This is a genomic window from Mesorhizobium sp. U510, assembly GCF_059180695.1.
The window spans coordinates 4828196-4847492 of record NZ_CP180532.1 but is presented as its reverse complement, the minus strand read 5'-3'; the positions used below and the strand labels follow the sequence as shown (position 1 = coordinate 4847492).

Genomic DNA, 19297 nt, shown 5'->3' with positions numbered 1-19297 from the left:
CCGCCATTTTCATATCCCTGTCACGCCAACCTTGTAACGAGCCCTCATGCTCAAGCTGAAGACGCGCGAAAAACCGTTTCCCGAGCTTTCCTATGCCAATCCGCGACAGCCGGCGCTGACGCGCTGGGTCATCCATTCCATTGAAGGCCTGTCGGGGCGCGACCGCTATGCCGCGCTCTATGATTTTTGGCGCCGCCAGGTGGTGCCATCAGGCGAGCGCGTGTTCAGCCGCATGCTCGACTTGATCGATGTGCGGATACGCACCGCCGACCAATGGCCGCCCGCGCCATTGCCGGACACACCGCTGGTGATCGTGGCCAACCATCCGTTCGGCATTGGCGACGGCATTGCCGTGCTGTCGCTGGCGGAGCAGTTGGGGCGGCCGTTCCGGGTGATGATCCACAAGGATCTGCTCAAGATCCGCGAGATGGAGCCCTATTCGCTGCCGATCGACTTTTCCGAGACCAAGGAAGCGCTGAAGAACAACATGGCCGTGCGTCACGAGGCGGTGCGGCTGCTGAAGGAGGGTGTCACCATCGTGGTATTCCCCGCCGGTGGCGTCGCCACCGCGCCGAAAGGCTTTGGCCGGGCGCGCGACCTGCCATGGAAGATGTTCCCGGCGCGTCTGGTGCAGGATGCCAAGGCATCCGTCATTCCGATGCATTTTTCCGGACAGAATGGCAGGCTGTTCCATTTGGTCAGCGGGCCGATGAACATGGCCGAGCGCGATGGCCGCGTGGCCAAATTCGTCGGCAAGGCTTCGCTGACGCTGCGGCTTTCGATGCTCATCCACGAATTCGCGCGGCTTTCCGGCAAGGCGATCGACGTGCGCGTCGGCGATGTGCTGAGCTGGAGCGAGTTGGAGCCGCTGCGCGATCGCAAGGCATTGCTCGAGCGTCTTTACCGCGGTGTGTTCGACCTGGCGCCGCAAGTGCCGCGCCGCCGGATTCCGTTCCTGCCGGCGCGGACGAAACTGGCCGCCTAAGGCTAGTCCGCGCCTTCTTCGGGGTCCATGGCCGCGGCTTCGGATGCCAGAACCTCGATTTCCTGGTTCTGCCCGGCCACGACCGTGAAATCCTTCTGGTAGATTCGGTCGCGGTTCTTGGCGATGATGGTGTAGTCGCCCTCGGCAAGCACCATCGAGGCGAAGGCGCCGACGGTCTCCTTGATCGGATCGCCGGATTCGTTGAGCAGCGACCATGACGTGTCGGCGATGGCTTCGCCACCGGCTTCGCGCACCAGCTTCATGGTGATCTCGGCGGCGTGATGCTCGACGGTGGCTTCGGTCAGCTTGCCGGCCTCGACGCGGATGTCGGAGCGGATCACCGCGTTGACCGCACCGTAGGTCGAGACGACATGGTAGATGCCGGCATTGAGCCGCACGACGCTGTTGGGCTCGACATCGGGAATGATCAGCGCGCGGTCGCCATTGGCCTCGGCGGTGCCCTCATAGATCGAGAAGCGCAGTTTTTTCGGCGGAATGCGCACGCCGCCGGACAGGACCGCGTCGAGCTTCAGGCCGCCGGCATCGAGTACCAGGCTTTCCCGCTTGGCTTCCTTGCCGACAGTGATGCGCTTGGTGGCGCCGGCGCGGCCATAGGAGGCATGGACCAGATAGCTGCCGGGCTCGAGCTGGAAGACGGCGCTGCCGCCATGCGCGGAGGCGACCATCGGCAATTTGCCGTTGACGGGCTCAGGCTTGAAGACACGCCAGACGAGGCCGCGGGTGATGTCGGTGCCCTTGTCGGTCAGCTGCGCCGACAAAGTGATGGCGCCACCGCCGCCAAGCGCCAGCGGGGCTTCGCTCTTGGGCGTCGCATAGCTCGATATTCCGGGGAGTTTCAGGTCGCCCACGCCATCCTTTTGCTGCGCAGCAGCCAGGGAGACCGGCAGCAGGAACAGCGCGGCGCAGAGCCAAACCAGGAAAAGACGCAGTCGCCCCTCAAACATGCCTTGCGTTGAAGCCCATGGCGGTGGCAATTTCAAGGCTTAAGAGTCCGATCCATGGACTCTTCAGCCCGGCGCTCGCGCGCCTTTGCCCGAGCCGCCCGAATTCCCGATGGTGCGCTTCAGCTCAAAACAGAGTGTTCAGGAGACTTGCGCCCATGGCGTCGCCGATCATCGACTTCCTGCTGACCCGAAATTCCGCGCCGATTCTGGACCTCAAGGAGCCGGCGCCCAGCGACGCCGATATCGCGACGATGATCGCCGCCGCCACGCGCGTGCCTGACCATGGCCGGCTCGAACCCTGGCGCTTCATCCTTTATCGCGGCGATACTCGCATCGAGATCGGCAAAAAGCTGGCGGCGCTTGCCGAACAGCGGGAAGGGCCGCTGCCCGAGGGCCGCCGCAACCAGGAACTGGCGCGCTTTTCCCGTGCGCCGCTGGTGATCGGCGTGGTGTCGGTGCCGAAAGAGAACCCCAAGATCCCGCAATGGGAGATGTTCCTGTCCGGCGGCATGGCGGCGATGAACCTGATGATATCAGCCAATGCGCTGGGCTATGGCACAAACATGATCAGCAACTGGTATTCCGACGTTCCGGAGGGCAGGGCGATCCTTGGACTGGCGCCGCAGGAGCGCGTCGTCGGTTTCATCCATATCGGCTCCTACGCCGGCCCGGCGCCGGAGCGGCCACGGCCCGATCCGGCAAAGCTCTATGCCGACTACTCGGGACCCTGGGCAGGCTGAATGTTCTACGAACCGTCCAAGGGGCACGGGCTGCCGCATGATCCGTCGAAGGCGATCGTGGCGCCGCGGCCGATCGGCTGGATATCGACGCTGAATGGGGCAGGCGAGATCAACCTGGCGCCATACTCCTTCTTCAATGCCGTTTCGACGCGGCCCTTCATCGTCTGGTTCTCCTCGGAGGGCGAGAAGGACAGTGCTTCCTTTGCCCAAGAGACCGGCGAGTTCGTTGCCAATCTGGTCAGCCGCGATCTCGCGGAGAAGATGAATTATACGTCCGTCAACGCGCCGCGCGGCGTCAACGAGTTCGTCTATGCCGATCTCGCCATGGCGCCTTCGCGTCTCGTGAAGCCGCCGCGCGTCGCGGCCGCGCCTGCCGCGCTGGAATGCCGGGTGACGGAGGTGTTTCGCCCGAAGGCGCTGGACGGAACGCCGACGAGCGCCGTCGTTGTCGCCGGCGAAGTGGTCGGCGTGCACATTGACGACGCCTTCCTGAAAGACGGCCTGTTCGACACCACCAAGGCTGGCAATGTGGCTCGGCTTGGCTACATGGACTATGCCAGCGTCGACGAAGTCTTTTCGATGCGCCGGCCACGCTGGGGCAAGGATTAGGTTTCAGACCTGGCAGATCACCGCGCCTTGTCGGCTTTCCGTCGGGCCGTCATGACGGCTCTGATATAGCCGGGCTCCCCGATCCGGATGCTGCCGTCGGGAAGGCCGAGAATGCGGTCGAGAGCGATTTCGTAGAGCCTGACGCGTTTTTCCAGCACCTCGATCGCGACCTCCATATCGGCGTCGCTGCCGCCGGCGATCGCCTTGGCGACGACATCATGCGTGGCCAAGCCGAACTGCATGACGATGTCGGCGACACCTTCCGGATCGAAAGTCCTGAAGGTGCCGTCTTCGACACCTTGCCGGATGACCTTGACCAGCAGGGGCGAAAAAGACGCGTGAGCCGCCAGGTTGATGCGGTGGAAAAGAACCAGATTCTCCGGCCGAAACATCGTTTCGAAAAGAGCCCAGGCCTCCGCTGCGGTCTCGATCTTGGCCTGTCGCGACTGGCTGAGCAAGCTGTTCAGCCGTCCAAGCGGGTCGAGGTCGGGATCGTCGAGTACACTCTGAACCGCAGCCAGCGCCTGCCGCGCGAAACGGTCGGCCAAGGCTTCCAGAAGAGCCTCCTTGGAGGGGAAGTAGTGATAGAAGGCGCCCTTCGAGATGCCGGCTGAGGCAATCACGTCGTTGAGGCTCGCTCTGTCGTAACCCTGCGTCAGGAACAGGGCCTGGGCATGGTCCAGAATGTCTTCTCGCCTGATCTCTGGATGCTTGATGACACGGGGCATGACGAAACCTTCTGCACGCGGCGGCCGCTCCCGTCCAGCACGGATATCAGACAGTCCGCTTGAAACACAGACCACTGGTCGGTATGATAGACCATTGGTCTGTTTCAGCCAATGCAGGCGAGGGGCATAATGTGGAAGGTCGGTCATGATCGCGAAATTGCTTCTTCAGACATTCATCTGGTTCGGCGTCATGGGCGCCTTGCTCTTCCTGTCGGCGGGCACCTTTGCTTGGCCAGCAGCCTGGGTCTATCTGGTGGTGATGGTGGGGCTGAGCCTCACCATGGGCGTGGCGCTGGCGCGACGCGATCCGGGCCTGATAAATGAGCGGCTGAGCCCTCCGATCCAGAAAAGTCAAACTCCGGCCGACAAGGTCCTGCTCTCCATACTTCTCATCGGCATCTTCGGCTGGCTGAGCTTCATGGGGTTCGACTTCCGTTTCGGCTGGTCGGCGGTCCCCTTCTGGGCGCAGGCGGTCGGCGCGCTGGTCCTGCTGGTCGGAATCTGGATCTGCTACCTAACCATGCTGGAGAACAGTTTCGCCGCACCCGTGGTAAAGATCCAGGATGAGCGCGGACAGCGCGTGATCACCACGGGCCCCTACAGCTACGTTCGCCACCCGATGTATGCCGGCGCCATCCTCTTTTTCGCCGGCACCGCACTCCTGCTTGGCTCTTGGTGGGGGCTGGTATCGGTGCTCGTGTTCATCGTTCTCCTGGCCATCCGCACCTTCATCGAGGAGAAAACCCTGCGCACCGGCCTGCGCGGCTATAACGACTACGCAACCCGGGTCCGCTATCGCCTGATCCCGATGGTCTGGTAGCCGCCGCACCAGACGCGCGCGGCAGCTTCGCCATCACGGAAGGAATCCTTCACCGTGACCACGCGAAAAGCGATTCCCCTTCCTCTGAACACACGCTAAGAGAGCGGCTTCGGCGATGCGTTGGGGTTAGCGTATCGACCTTGGGGATAGTGCGGGGGCACCACTGGCATGAAAAAACGCGACTCGCTGGGAGCCCGGCTGCGCTACGGCTTCGACAAGAGCATGGCCGCCGGCCCGATCGCCCTGATCGGCTGGCTTGCCGTCGTTTCCCTGCTGATCATCATCGCCGCCGCCGCTTTCCTTGCCGTGACCCGCATCGCGCCGGAAGGCGGCGAGCCGCTGAACTTTTTCGAAGCGTTCTGGGAATCGCTGATGCGCACGCTCGATTCCGGGACGATGGGCGGCGACACCGGCTGGGCCTTCCGCATCGTCATGCTGGTCGTCACGCTTGCCGGCATCTTCGTCGTGTCGGCCCTCATCGGCGTGCTCAGCGCCGGCGTGGACGGCAAGCTCGATGAATTGCGCAAGGGCCGTTCTCGGGTGCTGGAGAGCGACCACACCATCATCCTCAACTGGTCGCCGTCGATCTTCGACGTGATATCCGAACTCGTCATCGCCAATGCCAGCCGTCGCCGTCCGCGCATCGTCGTCATGGCCAATATGGACAAGGTCGCGATGGAGGACGAGATCGCGGCCAAGGTCGGCAAACTGGGCAACACGCGCATCATCTGCCGCAGCGGCGATCCGACCGATCTCTATGATCTCGCCATCGTCAATCCGCAGACCTCGCGGTCGGTGATCGTGCTTTCGCCGGACGGCGACGATCCGGATTCGCAGGTCATCAAGACGGTGCTGGCGCTGGTCAACGACCCGAGCCGGCGCACCGACCCCTATAACATCGCCGCCGAGATCCGCGACGGCAAGAATGCCGAGGTCGCCCGCGTCGTCGGCGGGGCCGAGGTGCAGCTCGTGCTGGCCGACCAGCTGATCTCGCGCATCGTCGTGCATTCGAGCCGGCAGTCGGGTCTCAGCGGCGTCTATTCGGAACTGCTCGATTTCGACGGCTGCGAGATCTACACGACAGCGCAGCCAGGGCTCGCCGGCAAGACCTTCGGCGAGGCGGTGATGGCCTATGAGCATTGCGCGCTGATCGGGCTTTGTGACCAGGACGGGCGTGTCAATCTCAACCCGCCGTCAGATACTGTGGTCGGTGCGGATATGCGCGCCATCATCATCGCCGAGGACGATGCCGCGATCAGGCTCGGAAGCACCACGATCAAGATCGATACGGCGGCGATCCTCGGCCCGCGGTCCGTCGAGGCGAAGCCGGAGCGAACACTGATTCTCGGCTGGAACCGGCGCGGTCCGATCATCACCTATGAACTGTCGCGCTACGTCGCGCCTGGTTCGATCCTGACCGTCGCCGCTGATACGCCTGGCCTCGAGCAGGAAGTTGCCGGACTGCCGGTTGCCGGCGACAATCTGTCGGTTTCCTGCCGCATCACCGACACCTCGAGCAGCACGGCGCTGGCGAGCCTGGACGTGCCTTCCTACGACCACGTGCTCGTCCTCGGCTACAGCGAAGCCATGGCTGCGCAGCCGGCCGACACGCGCACACTGGTGACGCTGCTGCATCTGCGCAAGATCGCCGATGATGCCGGCCTGCACATCTCCATCGTCAGCGAGATGATCGACGTGCGCAACCGCGAGCTTGCGGCGGTGACCAAGGCCGATGATTTCGTCGTCAGCAACCGGCTGGTCAGCCTGATGCTGGCGCAGGCCTCCGAGAACCAATATCTCGCCGCGATCTTCGATGATTTGCTCGACGAGCAAGGCTCCGAAATCTACATGCGCCCGGTCGCCGACTATGTCGCCATCGACCAGCCATTGACCTTCTGGACGATCGCGCAATCGGCGCGGCTGCGCGGCGAGATCGCCATAGGCTACCGGCGAATCCGCGCCGGAGATGCCGACCAGCGGGCGCTGGGCGGCGTTACCGTCAATCCTCCGAAGTCGGAAGCGCTGACCTATCTGCCGGAGGACCGGATCATCGTGCTGGCGCGGGACTGACGAGCAAAGGCTCGCCAGACTAAACGGAGATCCCGGCTGCCTTGGCGCGGGCCAGCAGCCGTTCGGCCAGCCGCAGATGCGGGCGGTCGAACATCTTGCCGTCAATGCCGACGACGCCGGGATTCCCCGCCGCCTCGAACGCCGCGACGATCGCCGCCGACTGTTTCACCGCCTCGGCCGAGGGCGTGAAGGCGGCGTTGATGACGGACACCTGGTCGGGGTGGATCGCCATCTTGCCGGTGAAGCCGTCGCGCTCGGCCTCCGCGCATTCCGCGGTGAAGGCCGCCATGTCGCGAAAGTTCGGGAACACGGTGTCGATCGCCGCGACCTCCGCGGCTGTGGCCGCAAGGATGGTCGTCAGGCGAGCGTGGCGGAACAGGTCGGTGTAGCGGCCGTGCTCGTCGCGTGCCGCGCGTGCGCCGATCGCCGCAGACAAATCCTCTGCGCCCCAGGTCAGGCCGGCGAGCCGCGCGCTTGCGCCGGCATAGGTCGCGGCGGCGAGCACACCCGCCGGGGTTTCGGTGATGATCGGCAGGATTTTGATCGAGCCGTCGGGCAGGTCGTTCTCGGCCTCCCAGACCCTGAGCTTTGCCGAGAGCTGCTGTACATCCTGGCCGCTGTTGGACTTAGGCAGCATGATGCCGACCGGCTTTGCCGAAACGAGCGCGGCAAGATCGTCATCCGTCAACCCGGTCGAGAGGTCGTTGACCCTGATGTAGATGGCCGAGCTGGTTAGCCCCCTGCGTTCGGCAATAAAGCGTGCCGCAATGTCTCGCGCGGCTGCCTTGTTCTGCGGCGCCACGGAATCCTCGAGATCGACGATCACCACGTCGGCGCCCGCGCCAAAACCTTTTTCAAGCTTGCGCTCGGAATCGCCGGGGACGAACAGCAGCGAGCGCATCAGGCGGCCTTCTTCAGCATCATCGCTTGCCTGACGCATTTGGCGACGAGGTCGCCATGCTGGTTGTAGGCGCGGTGTTCGAATTCGACGATGCCGCGATCGGGCTTCGATTTCGATTCCCGCACCGAGATGACAGTGGTCTCGACGCGGATGGTGTCGCCATGGAAGACCGGGTGTGGAAAGGTGGTTTCCTTCATGCCGAGATTGGCGACCGTCGTGCCGACCGTGATGTCGTTGACCGAAATGCCGATCATCAGGCCGAGCGTGAACAGCGAGTTGACCAGCGGTTTGCCCCATTCGCTCCTGGCGGCGAAATCGAAGTCGATATGAAGCGGCTGCGGGTTCAGCGTCATCACCGAAAACAGCATGTTGTCGCTCTCGGTCACGGTCTTGCGAAGCGTGTGCTGGAAGACATGACCGACGACAAACTCCTCGAGATATAGGCCGGCCATTTTCAGTCTCCTGCACTGATTGACGGTTGATAGGCGCTGCATTCAGCGGTCGCAAGCCAGTTAATGAACATGGTGAACCGTTCGTAAACCATTTATGCCTACCGTCTCCAGCGGGGTCGGAAACCTTCCGGCATGGGGCGTAAGCAGACGGGCATGGTTGTTGTTTCGCATTTCCTGAAATGGATCTACACGGCAAGAGTGTCCGAGCGCGCCGCCGCGGCCAATGCGCTGGCCCGCGCCTATGTCAATTCCGAATTGCCGTTCGAGGACCGATGCGCCGCCGAGGCAGCGCTGACGCTGCTGCTCGACGATGCATCGTCGAAAGTGCGGCTGGCGATGGCCGAAGCGCTCTCGATGAGCCACCACGCGCCGCTGCAGATCATCAGTGCGCTGGCGTCTGACCAGCCGGAAGTCGCCGGTGTGGTGCTGGCGCGTTCGCCGCTGCTCACCGATGCCGATCTGATCAACCGCGTGGCTGCGAGCCAGAAGGCAACGCAGAAGCTGATCGCCGACCGTCCTGTCGTCTCGATGGCGCTGTCGGCGGCCATCGCCGAGATCGGTGAGGCGGAAGCCTGCGCCGTCCTGCTCGCCAATAGCGGCGCCAGCATTGCTTCGCTGAGCTTCCGCCGCATGGCCGAACGCCATGGGCACCTGCCGCAGGTGCGCGAGGCGCTGATATCGGACATCAGGCTGCCGGCCGACTGCCGGCACATGCTTCTGATCAAGCTCGGCGAGACATTGAAGACATCGCCGCTGGTCATGGCACTGATGGGCGCCGCGCGGGCCGATCGTGTCCTGCGAGACGCCTGCGTCAAGGCCTCTGTGACGCTGATTGAGGGCACGCGCCAGGAAGAACACGCCGCGCTGATCGAACATCTCAGGCTGCGCGGCGATCTCACCGCGAGCTTCCTCATCCGCACCATCGCGCATGGCAAGGTCGATTTCTTCGGCTCCACGCTGGTGGCACTCGGCCAGCAATCCGAGCCACGGGTGAGGGCGCTGCTGGCAGGCGGCCACGACGTGGCCTTGCAGGCATTGTTCCGCAGCGCCGGCCTGGCTGCCGCCACGCATGCCATCATCTTGCGTGCGCTGAAGATCTGGCGCGAGGTTGCCAATGGCAAGCGTGTTGCCGGCGTGCAGGAAGTCAGCTGGCTGATGCTCAAGGAGTTGGGCGGGCAATCCGCGGAAGGCGATCTCGCGGCCTTGGTCAAGTCGATCCATCTCGACGCGCTGCGCGAGAACGCGCGGGGTCACGCGCTGGCGATTGCAGCGGCCTAGCCTCGGTCTTTCGCGAAAAAGTCCGGAAAGTCCTCCATCGCGGCGGCAATGATGCGCAGGGATGCCGCGATCTGCAGCATGTCGCCGGTGGCGTTTCGCTGGGCGATACCAGCCGCATACTGCCGGGCGACAGCGACGGTCGCTGTCTGCGGATCGCCGGGGGAGCGGAACAGCAGTTCGCGCGCCAGCCCTCTCAGGAAATTGGCGATCGAAACCGTGGTTTCCGATGGGATGGCATGGTTTTGGCTCGCGCCGCGCAGCCTGAGGATCTCCAGGCCGACCGTCGCGGCGGCGACGCTCCCGCCCAGCACCGCCTCGCCCTTCCTGCCGGAGTTCTGCACCAACGGCATCAGCTGGTTGATGCGGTCATAGGCGAGGCTTTCGAAGGCCGAACGCCTCGGCACGCGCTCGTGCAGGCAAAGCCGTGCCAAATCCTCGCGCATGGCCCGCACGATCCGGTTTGCCGCGAGCCACGGATCGGCGGGCAGCACGGCAATGAAGACGCCGATCGCCAGCAGAATGCCGACCAGCACCGATGCCGAGCCAGCAAAGAACGGGCCAGGATCGTAGGTCATCGCTTGATGCGGGCTGAGGAAAGCGAGGAAGTTGATGGCGAAGGCCGTGGCGACGCCGACATAGCGCGGATTGGCCATGCCCAGCGCGGTCGGCACCAGGATCGGCACGACAAACAGGACGAACCAGCCGAAGCCGGGCAAAGCAGGCAATGCGATCTGGCCGACGAGGAAGGCAAAGGGCAAAGCTAGCAGCGTGCCCTTGAAGAAGCCCCAGGACACCTGCACCGGATCGGGGCGAGCGGCGAAAAGGCTGGATACGACGGCGACGAGAATGACCGTGCCCGCCGCCTCGGACCATTTCGTCGTCAGCCAGAAGGCCGCGACCAGCAAGGTGGCAAGGGCCGCACGCACGGCATTGCGCGATGCGCCAGGGTAGTCGCGGTGCACCACCAGGGCAGGCTGCCTGCTGGCGCGGCCCGTGCGGGTGACCGGTGAACGCAAGGCATCGAGCCCGCGCAGCACCTGCTTGAGCGCCTCGGCGAAATCGGCGGCGATGGTGAGGCGGGTGATGGTGCCGACCCTGTCGTCACCCTGGTCGACCGAGGCATCGGGCAGTTGCCGGGCCTTGGCCGAGATCGCGTCGAGCTGTTTAACCCAGGGTGCGGTATCGTCCAGTGCGCCGGGCTTTGCCGCCAAATCGCCGACAAGGGCCTGCAATTGCGAACGCACCGGGATGAGGGCGGCGTTTTTCGGGGCGGCGTGCGAATGCAGCGCGCGTGCCGCCGACAGGGCCGAGAGCAATTGTCCGATGGTGCGCCGCACCGGGTGGGCACGCGGCGCGAAGCTCGGCGCTTCCAGCCTGGCATAGGCGCGCATTTCGCCGAGTGTCTGGGTGTCCGCGACGAGTTTGCGATGCAGTGCGGAAAGTGTCGCTGTGTCACCGCCCGAGAAGGCGCCCGCGGCATAGGTGGCAAGGTCGAGAATGCAGCGCTTCAGCCGCGAGATGATGGCATCGCTGGCCAGTTTCGGCAGGATCAGCCGGCTGGTCACGCCGGCGCAGACGATGCCAAGCACGATTTCCGCGCAACGCGCGACAGCAAGATCGACGATCAGATGCGGCTGTCCGAAGGCAGGCAGGCCGATGATCATCGCCGTGTAACCGGCAAGTGCCGCACCATAGGCTTCGGGATTGCGCAGCAATGATGAAACGAAGGTGCAGATGCCGATCCAGACGGCGAGCACGGTCACCAGAACCCATGGGTTGGTGCCGAAGACAGTGGTGATGCCGATCGCCGCCAGCCCGCCGGCCAGCGTGCCGAGCAACCGGTAGAAGCCCTTGGCCAGCACCATGCCCGCGACCGGCTGGGCAACGATAAACACCGTCATCATCGCCCATTGCGGGTGGTCGAGCTTGAGGGCATAGGCGGCGAGCAGCGCGATCAGGCCGGCCGAAACGGTGCGCAGGGCGAAAATCCAGTCCGAGCGCGTCGGCTGCGTCAAACCGGCCAGGCTCGTCTCGAAATACGCTTTCAGCCGCGCCCAGGTCACATGCCGGTCTCCATATCGGAAGCGCAAGCTAAACTGGCCAGCGGCTAGATATCCAGCACTTCCGTCTCGGCGAATTCGGCACGTTCCTGGATGAAGCGGAAGCGGGCTTCCGGCTTGGTGCCCATCAGCGCGTCGACCGCGTCCTTGGTCGCTGCCTCGGCGTCGATCACATCGACCCGCAGAAGCGTGCGCTTCCTCGGATCCATTGTGGTCTCCTTGAGCTGAGAGGCCATCATCTCGCCCAGGCCCTTGAAGCGGCCAAGCTCGACCTTGCCGCGCCCGGTGAATTCGGTGCGCAGGAGCTCGTCCTTGTGCGCGTCGTCGCGGGCATACGCAACCTTGCCGCCTTGCCGGATCGAATAAAGCGGCGGCACCGCCAGGTAGAGATGGCCGCCACGCACTAGCGCCGGCATTTCCTGGTAGAAGAAGGTGATCAGCAGCGAGGCGATATGGGCGCCGTCGACGTCGGCGTCGGTCATGATGATCACGCGGTCGTAGCGCAAATCCTCATCGCGGTATTTTGAGCGCGTGCCGCAACCGAGCGCCTGGATCAGGTCCGATATCTGCTGGTTGGCGGCCAGCTTGTCATTGCCGGCACTGGCGACGTTGAGGATTTTTCCGCGCAATGGCAGTACGGCCTGACTGGCGCGGTCGCGCGCCTGCTTGGCCGAGCCGCCGGCGGAGTCACCTTCGACGATGAACAGTTCGGCACCGGCCGCCGCATTCTGCGTGCAGTCGGCGAGCTTGCCCGGCAGGCGCAATTTGCGCACCGCGCTCTTGCGCGACACTTCCTTTTCCTGACGCCGGCGCACCCGCTCGTCGGCGCGCGCGATCACCCATTCCAGCAGCTTCGAGGCTTCCTGCGGATTGTCGGCCAGCCAATGGTCGAACGGATCGCGGATCGCGGTCTCGACAATTCGAATTGCCTCGATCGTCGCCAGCCTGTCCTTGGTCTGGCCAACGAATTCAGGCTCGCGGATGAACACGGACAGCATGCCGGCCGCCGAGATCATGACGTCTTCGGAGGTGACGATCGAGGCGCGCTTGTTGCCGACCAGATCGGCATAGGCGCGCAAGCCGCGCGTCAGCACGTTGCGGAAGCCGGCCTCATGCGTGCCGCCTTCGCCGGTCGGAATGGTGTTGCAGTAGGAATTGATGAAGCCGTCGCCGCCAAACCAGGTCACCGCCCATTCGAGCGAGCCATGGCCGCCTTGCTTTTCGCTTTTTCCCGCGAAGATTTCCCGCGTCACCTGAAAGTCGTCGCCGAGCGATGCCTTGAGATAGTCCTTCAGGCCGCCGGGAAAATGGAACTCCGCCTTGGCCGGGGTCTGGTCCTTTTCCTTGATCAGCGAGGGATCACAGGTCCAGCGGATTTCGACGCCGCCGAACAGATAGGCCTTCGAGCGCGTCATGCGGTAGAGCCGCGCCGGTTCGAAGGCCGCGCCCTTGCCGAAGATCTGCTCGTCGGGATGGAAGCGGATTTTCGTTCCGCGCCGGTTGTGGACCTCGCCAAGCTGCTCCAGGCCGCTTACCGGAATGCCGCGCGAAAAGCGCTGGCGATAAAGCTGGCGGCCACGCGCGACCTCGACCTCGAGATGGTCCGACAGTGCGTTGACCACGGAAACGCCGACGCCGTGCAGGCCGCCGGAGGTTTCATAGACCTTGGAGTCGAATTTGCCGCCCGAATGCAGCGTCGTCATGATGACTTCGAGCGCCGGCTTCTTGAATTTCGGATGCGGATCGACCGGGATGCCGCGGCCATTGTCGGTAACGGTCAGAAACCCGTCGGCCGAAAGCTCGACATCGATGAAGGTGGCATGGCCGGCAACCGCCTCGTCCATCGAATTGTCGATGACCTCGGCGAACAGATGGTGCATCGCCTTGTCGTCGGTGCCGCCAATATACATGCCTGGCCGGCGGCGCACCGGCTCCAAGCCTTCGAGCACCTCAATGTCGGCGGCGCTATAGCCCTCGCTGCCATCCTTGGTCGCGGCTGGGCGCTTGGCTGCTGCCTGCACAAGCGGGTCGGCCGGGCGCGCCGGTGAGCGAACCGGCTGCGGCTGCTTGTCCATATTGCCGAAGAGATCGTTGTTGTCGTCCATGCCTGCCATAGGGTCCGGTGCTGCGAATCACTCGCCGATACTGCCACGCTTTTCAGCGCCAAGCGACGGAGGTTCCTGTTACGTTCGGGGATTTGACCCGTCTTATCCTAAAACCATTCGATAACCAAGCGGGCGGAAATAGGTCCAATACCACCGTTCTACATTCCTGATTCTTTAACAAAGCGGCCTAGCGTGAGCCCAACATAACAAGAAACGACGGCATCAGGGGTTTTCGGCGTGAGGGGCAAGGCCATAACGATGATCGGTATCGCCGCCGTTTTCGGCGCGATCTCGATCTTTGCCGCGGATTTCTGGGTCAAGAGCCAGGCCAAAGCCGATGCCGAGGAGAAGACGGCGTCGATCGCCGCTCCCGCCCCGCCCAGGATCGAGTTCAAGACCATCGTGGTGGCGAACGCGCCGCTGCGCTACGGCCAGGAACTTGACCGCGCCAAGCTGATCGAAATCCCCTGGCCACAAGATTCCCTGCCGCAAGGTGCCTTTGCCACCATCGACGGATTGCTCGGCGAGGGCAATCGCATCGTGTTGTCGCCGATCGAGGTCAACGAACCGGTGCTGCTGAACAAGCTGTCGGGGCCGAACGGCCGCGCTACGCTCTCCAACATGCTTACGCCCGGAATGCGAGCGGTGACCATCCGCACTGACGAGATCGCCGGCGTCGGCGGCTTCGTCACGCCGGGCGACCGCGTGGATGTCGTGCTGACGCGCGATGCCGGCGAAATCCAGGAGGTCGCCAAGAACGCGCAAGGTGCTGCCGGTTCAACCGTCACCTCCGAGATCGTCGTTGCCGACGCCAAGGTGCTGAGTGTCGGCCAGGGTGCCGACGAGCGCCAGACGACGCCGCAGATCACGAATTCCGTGACCATTGAAGTGACGACCGAAGGCGCGCAGAAAGTGGCGCTTGCCCGCACCGTCGGCACGCTGTCGCTGTCGCTGCGCTCAGCCTCCGAAGGCGGCGACGGCAAGAACGGCGTCACCACCATCTCGTCTTTTGGCGGATCGGTGGCGGCCAAGGCTCAGGCCGCGGCCGGCTCGCTTTTCGATGCGATAACCAAGGAGCCGGAGAAGCCGAAATTCAAGACGGTCATCGTGACGCGCGGCACGAAGGCCGAGGAATATCAGGTTCCTGCGCCGGACCAGAAGTAAAGGCCGGTGGGGACCGGACGGGACAGGGCAATTGTGATGCGTACCCTATATCGAATGATGGATCGATCGCGCTTTGCGCGCGCTCTGGCGATGGCTGCTGCGCTGGTTGCGGGCGGAATGCTCGCCTTGCCCGGCGTGGCCAAGGCGGACAATGACATCGTCTATGTCTCGGCGGCCAAGAATGCGTCGATCAAGGTCGCCAAGGGCAAGCCCAAGACGATCGTGACGAGTGCCGCCTTCTACCAGATCGTCATCGGCGATCCTGAGATCGCCAACGTCAATCCATTGACCGACAAATCCTTCTATGTGCTCGGCAACAATCTCGGCACCACCGGCGTTGCGCTGTTCGACGAGAAAAAGCAGCTCGTCGGCACCGTCGACATCGAGGTGACGCTCGACACGGATCAACTGGCCAGCACCATCCGCGCCAGCGTGCCGGACGCCAAGATCAAGGTCGGGTCGGCCAATGGCCGTGTCGTGCTGTCGGGCGAGGCCGACGACGCGGTCGCCGCCGACAAGGCAAGCAAGATCGCCAGCCGCTTTTCTGGCAATGAGGAGGTGATCAATTCGGTCAACATCTCGTCGTCGCAGCAGGTTCAGCTCAATGTCCGCTTCGTCGAGATCAATCGCCAGGCGGGGCAGGATCTGGGCGCCAAATACAGTGCCAATTTTGCCTACGGTTTCGGCGGGCGCGATGTTTCGCTCGACCCCGGCACGGTGCCGGCAGCGGGAACCGGTGAAATCATCGGCCGGCTGCTGTCGAACGGCGTGTCGATCGACATCGCCATCAAGGCGCTGGAAGAGCGCGGCCTCGCCCGCCGTCTGGCGGAACCGAACCTCATCGCCCGCTCGGGCGAGACGGCGAGCTTCCTCGCCGGCGGCGAATTCCCGATCCCGGTCTCGGAGGACAACGGCAAGATCTCCGTCAGCTATAAGAAATACGGCGTCAGCCTGGACTTCACGCCGACCGTGCTCAAGGACGGGCTGGTGAGCCTCGACATCGCGCCGGAAGTCTCTTCGATCGATGCGTCGTCCTCCTACAACATCGGCACTATCTCCGTGCCGGGATTCATCGTGCGCCGCGCCAAGACCTCGGTCGATCTCAAGAACGGCCAGAGCTTCATGATCGCGGGACTGCTGCAGTCGCAAAACGACATCACCACGTCGCGCATTCCCGGCCTCGGCAAGATGCCGGTGCTCGGGGCGCTGTTCTCGTCGAAATCCTATCAGCGGCGCGAGACCGATCTGGTCATCATCGTCACGCCCTACCTGGTCAAGCCGGTCGATCCGTCGAAGAAAATGCTCGAGCCGACCGATGGCACGCGGCCGGCCAGCAATGTCGACTATTTCCTCAACAACACCGAGGAAGTGAAGGCATCGGACACCGGCCGGGCGCTGGCGCTGGCCGATGGCAGCGCCGCACGGACCGCTCCCGCCACCACGGTCGGGCACTTCCTCGACCTGCCGAAGGACTGAAACCATGCGTCTGGTCCTGACATCAAGTGTCGCCTTGCTTCTTGCCGGTTTGGCCGGCGGCTGCACCAGCGACGATTACATACGCACAGAAGGGGTGACGCCGGGCTCCGGCGACGCCCAGGCCGCCAACACCGTCATGCAGATGGTCGATCCCTGGAAATACGGCGTCCAGAACACAAGGCTTCTCGTGCCTGCCAAGCGTGGCGATGCCGGGCCGGTCACGCCGGATCAGGCCGCCGCTTCGAAGGCATCGCAGACGACCACGGGCAACTGACCCCAAAGGGCGATCGCGCTAACAGGCTGACAAAAATGGCAAACGGCATCAAGACCAAGAAGATCCTGCTCGTATCTACGGACAGGACCTTCGTGCAGGACACGCGGACCGCATTCGCCGCCTCCGAGATCATCCAGCTCTCGACGGTGGAAAAGAATGTCACCGAACTGCGCGGCGAGATCCAGGAGGCGGACTTCGGCGCCATCATCGTCGACATGGACGCGGCGAGACTGGAGGAAGTCGAGTCGCTGCAGCGCGTCATGCGCCGTCTGGAGGGCAAGGCGCCGGTGGTTGTCGTCACCCAGGAATTCAACGCCGCCGCGGTGCGCATCCTGGTGCAGCTCAAAGTCGCAGACTTCCTGGTCAAGCCGATCACCACGGCCGATCTGGTGCGCTCGGTGGTGCGGGCCCTGCAAGGGCCGGGGCGCGAGGAAAACACCGAATCGCAGATCTACACCTTCATGCCGGCCGCCGGCGGCGTCGGCACCACGACGCTGGCGCTGCAGACCGCATTCCAACTGCATCACTCGGTGACGCGCGGCGCCTCGACCTGTGTGGTCGACCTCAATTTCCAGCAGGGCGCCTGTGCCGAATATCTCGACCTCGAGCCGCGTTTCGACATCACCGAGATCGAAAACCAGCCCGAACGCCTCGACCGGCAATTGCTCGACGTGATGCTGTCCAAGCATGCCAGCGGGCTTTGCGTGCTGGCGGCACCGACGCATCCGTCGGAGATGCGCTCGTTCAAGACCGATGTCGTGGTTCGCATGCTGGACCTCGTCTCGGCCTATTTCGACAATGTCGTCATCGACATGCCGCGCACCTGGTTTCCCTGGACGGAGACCGTGCTGCTGGGCTCCAACAAGCTCTATATCGTCGCCGAAATGACGGTGCCGTGCCTGCGCCACACGCAAAGGCTGATCCAGGCGGTCTACGAGACCGCCGGCAAGGAAGTGAAGCCGAACGTCATCGTCAACCGTTTCGAGCAGAAGATGTTCGACAACGGAATCAAGCAGGCGGATGTCCAGGAGATCCTTGGCGAGCATTTCGTCGGCGGTATTGCCAACAATTACCGGCTGGTGCGCGAGGCGGTCGACCGCGGCGTGCCGCTGCACGAGATCGATCCCAATGCCAATGTCGTCAACGATCTGAAGAAGATCATCCTGCCGGAGGAGGCGGTCGCGACCGGAGCCAAATCGAAGTCGCTGTTCGGTCTCGGCAAGGGCTTCTTGAAGAGGAAGGCCGGATGACCAGCCGTTTTTCCACCCTGCAGAACCGCGATGCGCGTCCGCAGCGCCCGGCTGATACAACGCCGGTCGCGCATCATGCGGTCGTCATCCCGACCAGCCGGAAGGCTTTGCCGGCAAAGCCGGATGTCGCGCCGGCAAAGAACGCCAACAAGGTGCTCGATGCGCGCGTGCGCATTCACCGCATGCTGCTCGAGGAAATCAACCTGGTGGCGCTGGAGCGTTTGCCCAAGGAGGAGATGCGCCGGCAGGTGCATGATTTCGTCTCGGAAAAAACCCGCCAGGAGCGGATGGCGATCAACACCGCCGAACTTGAAGCGCTGGTCGACGATATTGTCGACGAGATGGTCGGCCTTGGTCCGCTCGAGCCGTTGCTCAAGGATCCCGACATCAACGACATCCTGATCAACGGCCACCAGAACTGCTTCATCGAAAAGAAGGGCAAGCTGCAGCAGGTTCATATCCCGTTCAAGGACGAGGCGCATCTGCTTAGAATCATTAACAAAATCGTCGCCGCGGTTGGCCGCAGGGTCGACGAATCGCAGCCAATGGTCGATGCCCGCATGCTGGACGGCTCGCGCTTCAACGCGGCCATCCGCCCGGTCGGCGTCGACGGGCCGCTGGTGTCGATCCGCAAATTCTCCAAGAACAAGCTCGGCCTGCACAAGCTGGTCGAATTCGGCGCCATCACGCAGAACATGGCCGAAGTGCTGGCGGCGGCCGTGCACGCCCGCAAGACGACGATCATTTCGGGCGGCACCGGCACCGGCAAGACGACGATGCTCAACGCACTGTCGGCCTTCATTCCCGAAGACGAGCGGCTGATCACCATCGAGGACGCGGCCGAACTTCAGCTGCAGCAGCCGCATGTCGCGCGCATGGAGACGCGTCCCGCCAACATCGAGGGCCATGGCGAACTCAAACAGCGCGATCTCGTCAAGAACGCACTGCGCATGCGCCCCGACCGCGTCATCCTCGGCGAGTGCCGCGGCGAGGAGGCCTTCGACATGCTGCAGGCGATGAACACCGGCCATGAAGGGTCGATGGCGACCATCCACGCCAACACGCCGCGCGATGCCATTTCGCGCCTCGAACAGATGTTGGGCATGACCGGCATGCCGATGACGGTGCAGTCGATCCGCAGCCAGATCGCCAGCGCCATCGACATCATCGTGCAACTGACCCGGCTTTCCGATGGCAAGCGCAAGGTGACAAGCGTTGCCGAGGTGACCGGCATGGAAGGCGACGTCATCCAGATGCAGGAGATCTTCCGCTTCGTGCGCACCGGCATGGACGCCGATGGCGGCATCCTCGGCTATTTCGAGGCAACCGGCATTAGGCCGCGCTTCCTGGAGGATCTGCGTGCCATGGGCATCGAGTTTCCCGGACGGTACTTTGAACCCGGCCGGCCGCAGGAGTAGCC

17 protein-coding genes are annotated in these 19297 nt (G+C 63.6%); 11 read left to right on the top strand and 6 right to left on the bottom strand.

All coding sequences use genetic code 11. From position 1 onward, the window contains the following. The first annotated feature begins 46 nt into the window (after positions 1-46). Positions 47-985, top strand: coding sequence for a lysophospholipid acyltransferase family protein (locus tag ACLGL5_RS25225; RefSeq protein WP_019858450.1), 939 nt, complete (start codon positions 47-49; stop codon positions 983-985). A 2-nt stretch (positions 986-987) separates the two neighbouring features. On the opposite strand, the gene ACLGL5_RS25220 is transcribed toward ACLGL5_RS25225, so the two are convergent. Next, on the bottom strand, positions 988-1950 hold the full coding sequence (locus ACLGL5_RS25220) for an RgsD C-terminal domain-containing protein (RefSeq protein WP_019858448.1): 963 nt from the start codon (positions 1948-1950) through the stop codon (positions 988-990). 155 nt (positions 1951-2105) lie between these two features. Here ACLGL5_RS25220 and ACLGL5_RS25215 point away from each other — a divergent pair, with 155 nt between their 5' ends. Then, a complete protein-coding gene (locus tag ACLGL5_RS25215; RefSeq protein ID WP_069092273.1) occupies positions 2106-2690 on the top strand; it encodes a nitroreductase family protein in 585 nt (194 codons plus the stop codon). Beyond that, positions 2691-3299 (top strand): flavin reductase family protein, encoded by a 609-nt coding sequence (locus ACLGL5_RS25210; RefSeq protein WP_069092272.1) that lies wholly within the window; start codon positions 2691-2693, stop codon positions 3297-3299. It abuts the gene before it with no gap. Positions 3300-3316: 17 nt separating this feature from the next. On the opposite strand, the gene ACLGL5_RS25205 is transcribed toward ACLGL5_RS25210, so the two are convergent. Further along, entirely contained in the window at positions 3317-4027 is a 711-nt protein-coding gene (locus tag ACLGL5_RS25205; RefSeq protein WP_064984222.1) for a TetR/AcrR family transcriptional regulator, read from the bottom strand. A 145-nt stretch (positions 4028-4172) separates the two neighbouring features. Between ACLGL5_RS25205 and ACLGL5_RS25200 the strand changes: the two genes are divergently transcribed. Both ACLGL5_RS25200 and ACLGL5_RS25195 read left to right on the top strand, forming a co-directional pair. After that, entirely contained in the window at positions 4173-4847 is a 675-nt protein-coding gene (locus tag ACLGL5_RS25200) for a methyltransferase family protein (RefSeq protein ID WP_069092271.1), read from the top strand. 168 nt (positions 4848-5015) lie between these two features. Continuing rightward, complete coding sequence (locus tag ACLGL5_RS25195; RefSeq protein WP_069092270.1) at positions 5016-6917, top strand: CASTOR/POLLUX-related putative ion channel; 1902 nt, start codon at positions 5016-5018, stop codon at positions 6915-6917. Between the two features lie 19 nt (positions 6918-6936). On the opposite strand, the gene ACLGL5_RS25190 is transcribed toward ACLGL5_RS25195, so the two are convergent. Both ACLGL5_RS25190 and ACLGL5_RS25185 read right to left on the bottom strand, forming a co-directional pair. Continuing rightward, positions 6937-7818 carry an HpcH/HpaI aldolase/citrate lyase family protein gene (locus ACLGL5_RS25190; protein ID WP_064984226.1) on the bottom strand — a complete coding sequence of 294 codons (882 nt, stop codon included), beginning with the start codon at positions 7816-7818 and terminating at the stop codon, positions 6937-6939. Further along, positions 7818-8270: a MaoC family dehydratase gene (locus tag ACLGL5_RS25185; protein WP_019858440.1), complete on the bottom strand. Its 453-nt coding sequence runs from the start codon at positions 8268-8270 to the stop codon at positions 7818-7820. Before ACLGL5_RS25185 ends, ACLGL5_RS25190 begins: the two co-directional genes overlap by 1 nt. 153 nt (positions 8271-8423) lie before the next feature. Between ACLGL5_RS25185 and ACLGL5_RS25180 the strand changes: the two genes are divergently transcribed. Continuing rightward, positions 8424-9548: a DUF2336 domain-containing protein gene (locus tag ACLGL5_RS25180; RefSeq protein WP_069092269.1), complete on the top strand. Its 1125-nt coding sequence runs from the start codon at positions 8424-8426 to the stop codon at positions 9546-9548. Here the strand turns inward: ACLGL5_RS25180 and ACLGL5_RS25175 are convergent. Beyond that, positions 9545-11611, bottom strand: a complete 2067-nt coding sequence (locus ACLGL5_RS25175) for an FUSC family protein (protein ID WP_069092268.1) — start codon at positions 11609-11611, stop codon at positions 9545-9547. The genes ACLGL5_RS25180 and ACLGL5_RS25175 overlap by 4 nt on opposite strands. A 44-nt stretch (positions 11612-11655) precedes the next feature. Then, positions 11656-13713, bottom strand: a complete 2058-nt coding sequence (parE, locus tag ACLGL5_RS25170) for a DNA topoisomerase IV subunit B (RefSeq protein ID WP_064984353.1) — start codon at positions 13711-13713, stop codon at positions 11656-11658. A gap of 237 nt (positions 13714-13950) precedes the next feature. Here parE and cpaB point away from each other — a divergent pair, with 237 nt between their 5' ends. Genes cpaB through ACLGL5_RS25145 form a run of 5 tightly spaced genes read left to right on the top strand, consistent with a single transcriptional unit; the run spans position 13951 to position 19295 of the window. Then, on the top strand, positions 13951-14877 hold the full coding sequence (gene cpaB, locus ACLGL5_RS25165) for a Flp pilus assembly protein CpaB (RefSeq protein WP_019858434.1): 927 nt from the start codon (positions 13951-13953) through the stop codon (positions 14875-14877). Between the two features lie 57 nt (positions 14878-14934). After that, positions 14935-16353: a type II and III secretion system protein family protein gene (locus ACLGL5_RS25160; protein WP_394811855.1), complete on the top strand. Its 1419-nt coding sequence runs from the start codon at positions 14935-14937 to the stop codon at positions 16351-16353. A gap of 4 nt (positions 16354-16357) precedes the next feature. Continuing rightward, complete coding sequence (locus ACLGL5_RS25155) at positions 16358-16627, top strand: hypothetical protein (RefSeq protein ID WP_019858432.1); 270 nt, start codon at positions 16358-16360, stop codon at positions 16625-16627. Positions 16628-16662: 35 nt separating this feature from the next. Further along, positions 16663-17877 (top strand): CpaE/TadZ family protein, encoded by a 1215-nt coding sequence (locus ACLGL5_RS25150; protein ID WP_019858430.1) that lies wholly within the window; start codon positions 16663-16665, stop codon positions 17875-17877. Next, entirely contained in the window at positions 17874-19295 is a 1422-nt protein-coding gene (locus ACLGL5_RS25145; protein ID WP_038647072.1) for a TadA family conjugal transfer-associated ATPase, read from the top strand. Before ACLGL5_RS25150 ends, ACLGL5_RS25145 begins: the two co-directional genes overlap by 4 nt. Positions 19296-19297: the final 2 nt, after the last annotated feature.

Coding starts and splice junctions, on each gene's coding strand:
- ACLGL5_RS25145 (WP_038647072.1), top strand. CDS start 17,874: ATGACCAGCCGTTTTTCCACCCTGCAGAACCGCGATGCGCGTCCGCAG.
- ACLGL5_RS25215 (WP_069092273.1), top strand. CDS start 2,106: ATGGCGTCGCCGATCATCGACTTCCTGCTGACCCGAAATTCCGCGCCG.
- ACLGL5_RS25155 (WP_019858432.1), top strand. CDS start 16,358: ATGCGTCTGGTCCTGACATCAAGTGTCGCCTTGCTTCTTGCCGGTTTG.
- ACLGL5_RS25180 (WP_069092269.1), top strand. CDS start 8,424: ATGGTTGTTGTTTCGCATTTCCTGAAATGGATCTACACGGCAAGAGTG.
- ACLGL5_RS25185 (WP_019858440.1), bottom strand. CDS start 8,270: ATGGCCGGCCTATATCTCGAGGAGTTTGTCGTCGGTCATGTCTTCCAG.
- ACLGL5_RS25200 (WP_069092271.1), top strand. CDS start 4,173: ATGATCGCGAAATTGCTTCTTCAGACATTCATCTGGTTCGGCGTCATG.
- parE (WP_064984353.1), bottom strand. CDS start 13,713: ATGGACGACAACAACGATCTCTTCGGCAATATGGACAAGCAGCCGCAG.
- ACLGL5_RS25225 (WP_019858450.1), top strand. CDS start 47: ATGCTCAAGCTGAAGACGCGCGAAAAACCGTTTCCCGAGCTTTCCTAT.
- ACLGL5_RS25160 (WP_394811855.1), top strand. CDS start 14,935: ATGGATCGATCGCGCTTTGCGCGCGCTCTGGCGATGGCTGCTGCGCTG.
- ACLGL5_RS25210 (WP_069092272.1), top strand. CDS start 2,691: ATGTTCTACGAACCGTCCAAGGGGCACGGGCTGCCGCATGATCCGTCG.
- ACLGL5_RS25190 (WP_064984226.1), bottom strand. CDS start 7,818: ATGCGCTCGCTGCTGTTCGTCCCCGGCGATTCCGAGCGCAAGCTTGAA.
- ACLGL5_RS25220 (WP_019858448.1), bottom strand. CDS start 1,950: ATGTTTGAGGGGCGACTGCGTCTTTTCCTGGTTTGGCTCTGCGCCGCG.
- ACLGL5_RS25150 (WP_019858430.1), top strand. CDS start 16,663: ATGGCAAACGGCATCAAGACCAAGAAGATCCTGCTCGTATCTACGGAC.
- ACLGL5_RS25195 (WP_069092270.1), top strand. CDS start 5,016: ATGAAAAAACGCGACTCGCTGGGAGCCCGGCTGCGCTACGGCTTCGAC.
- ACLGL5_RS25205 (WP_064984222.1), bottom strand. CDS start 4,027: ATGCCCCGTGTCATCAAGCATCCAGAGATCAGGCGAGAAGACATTCTG.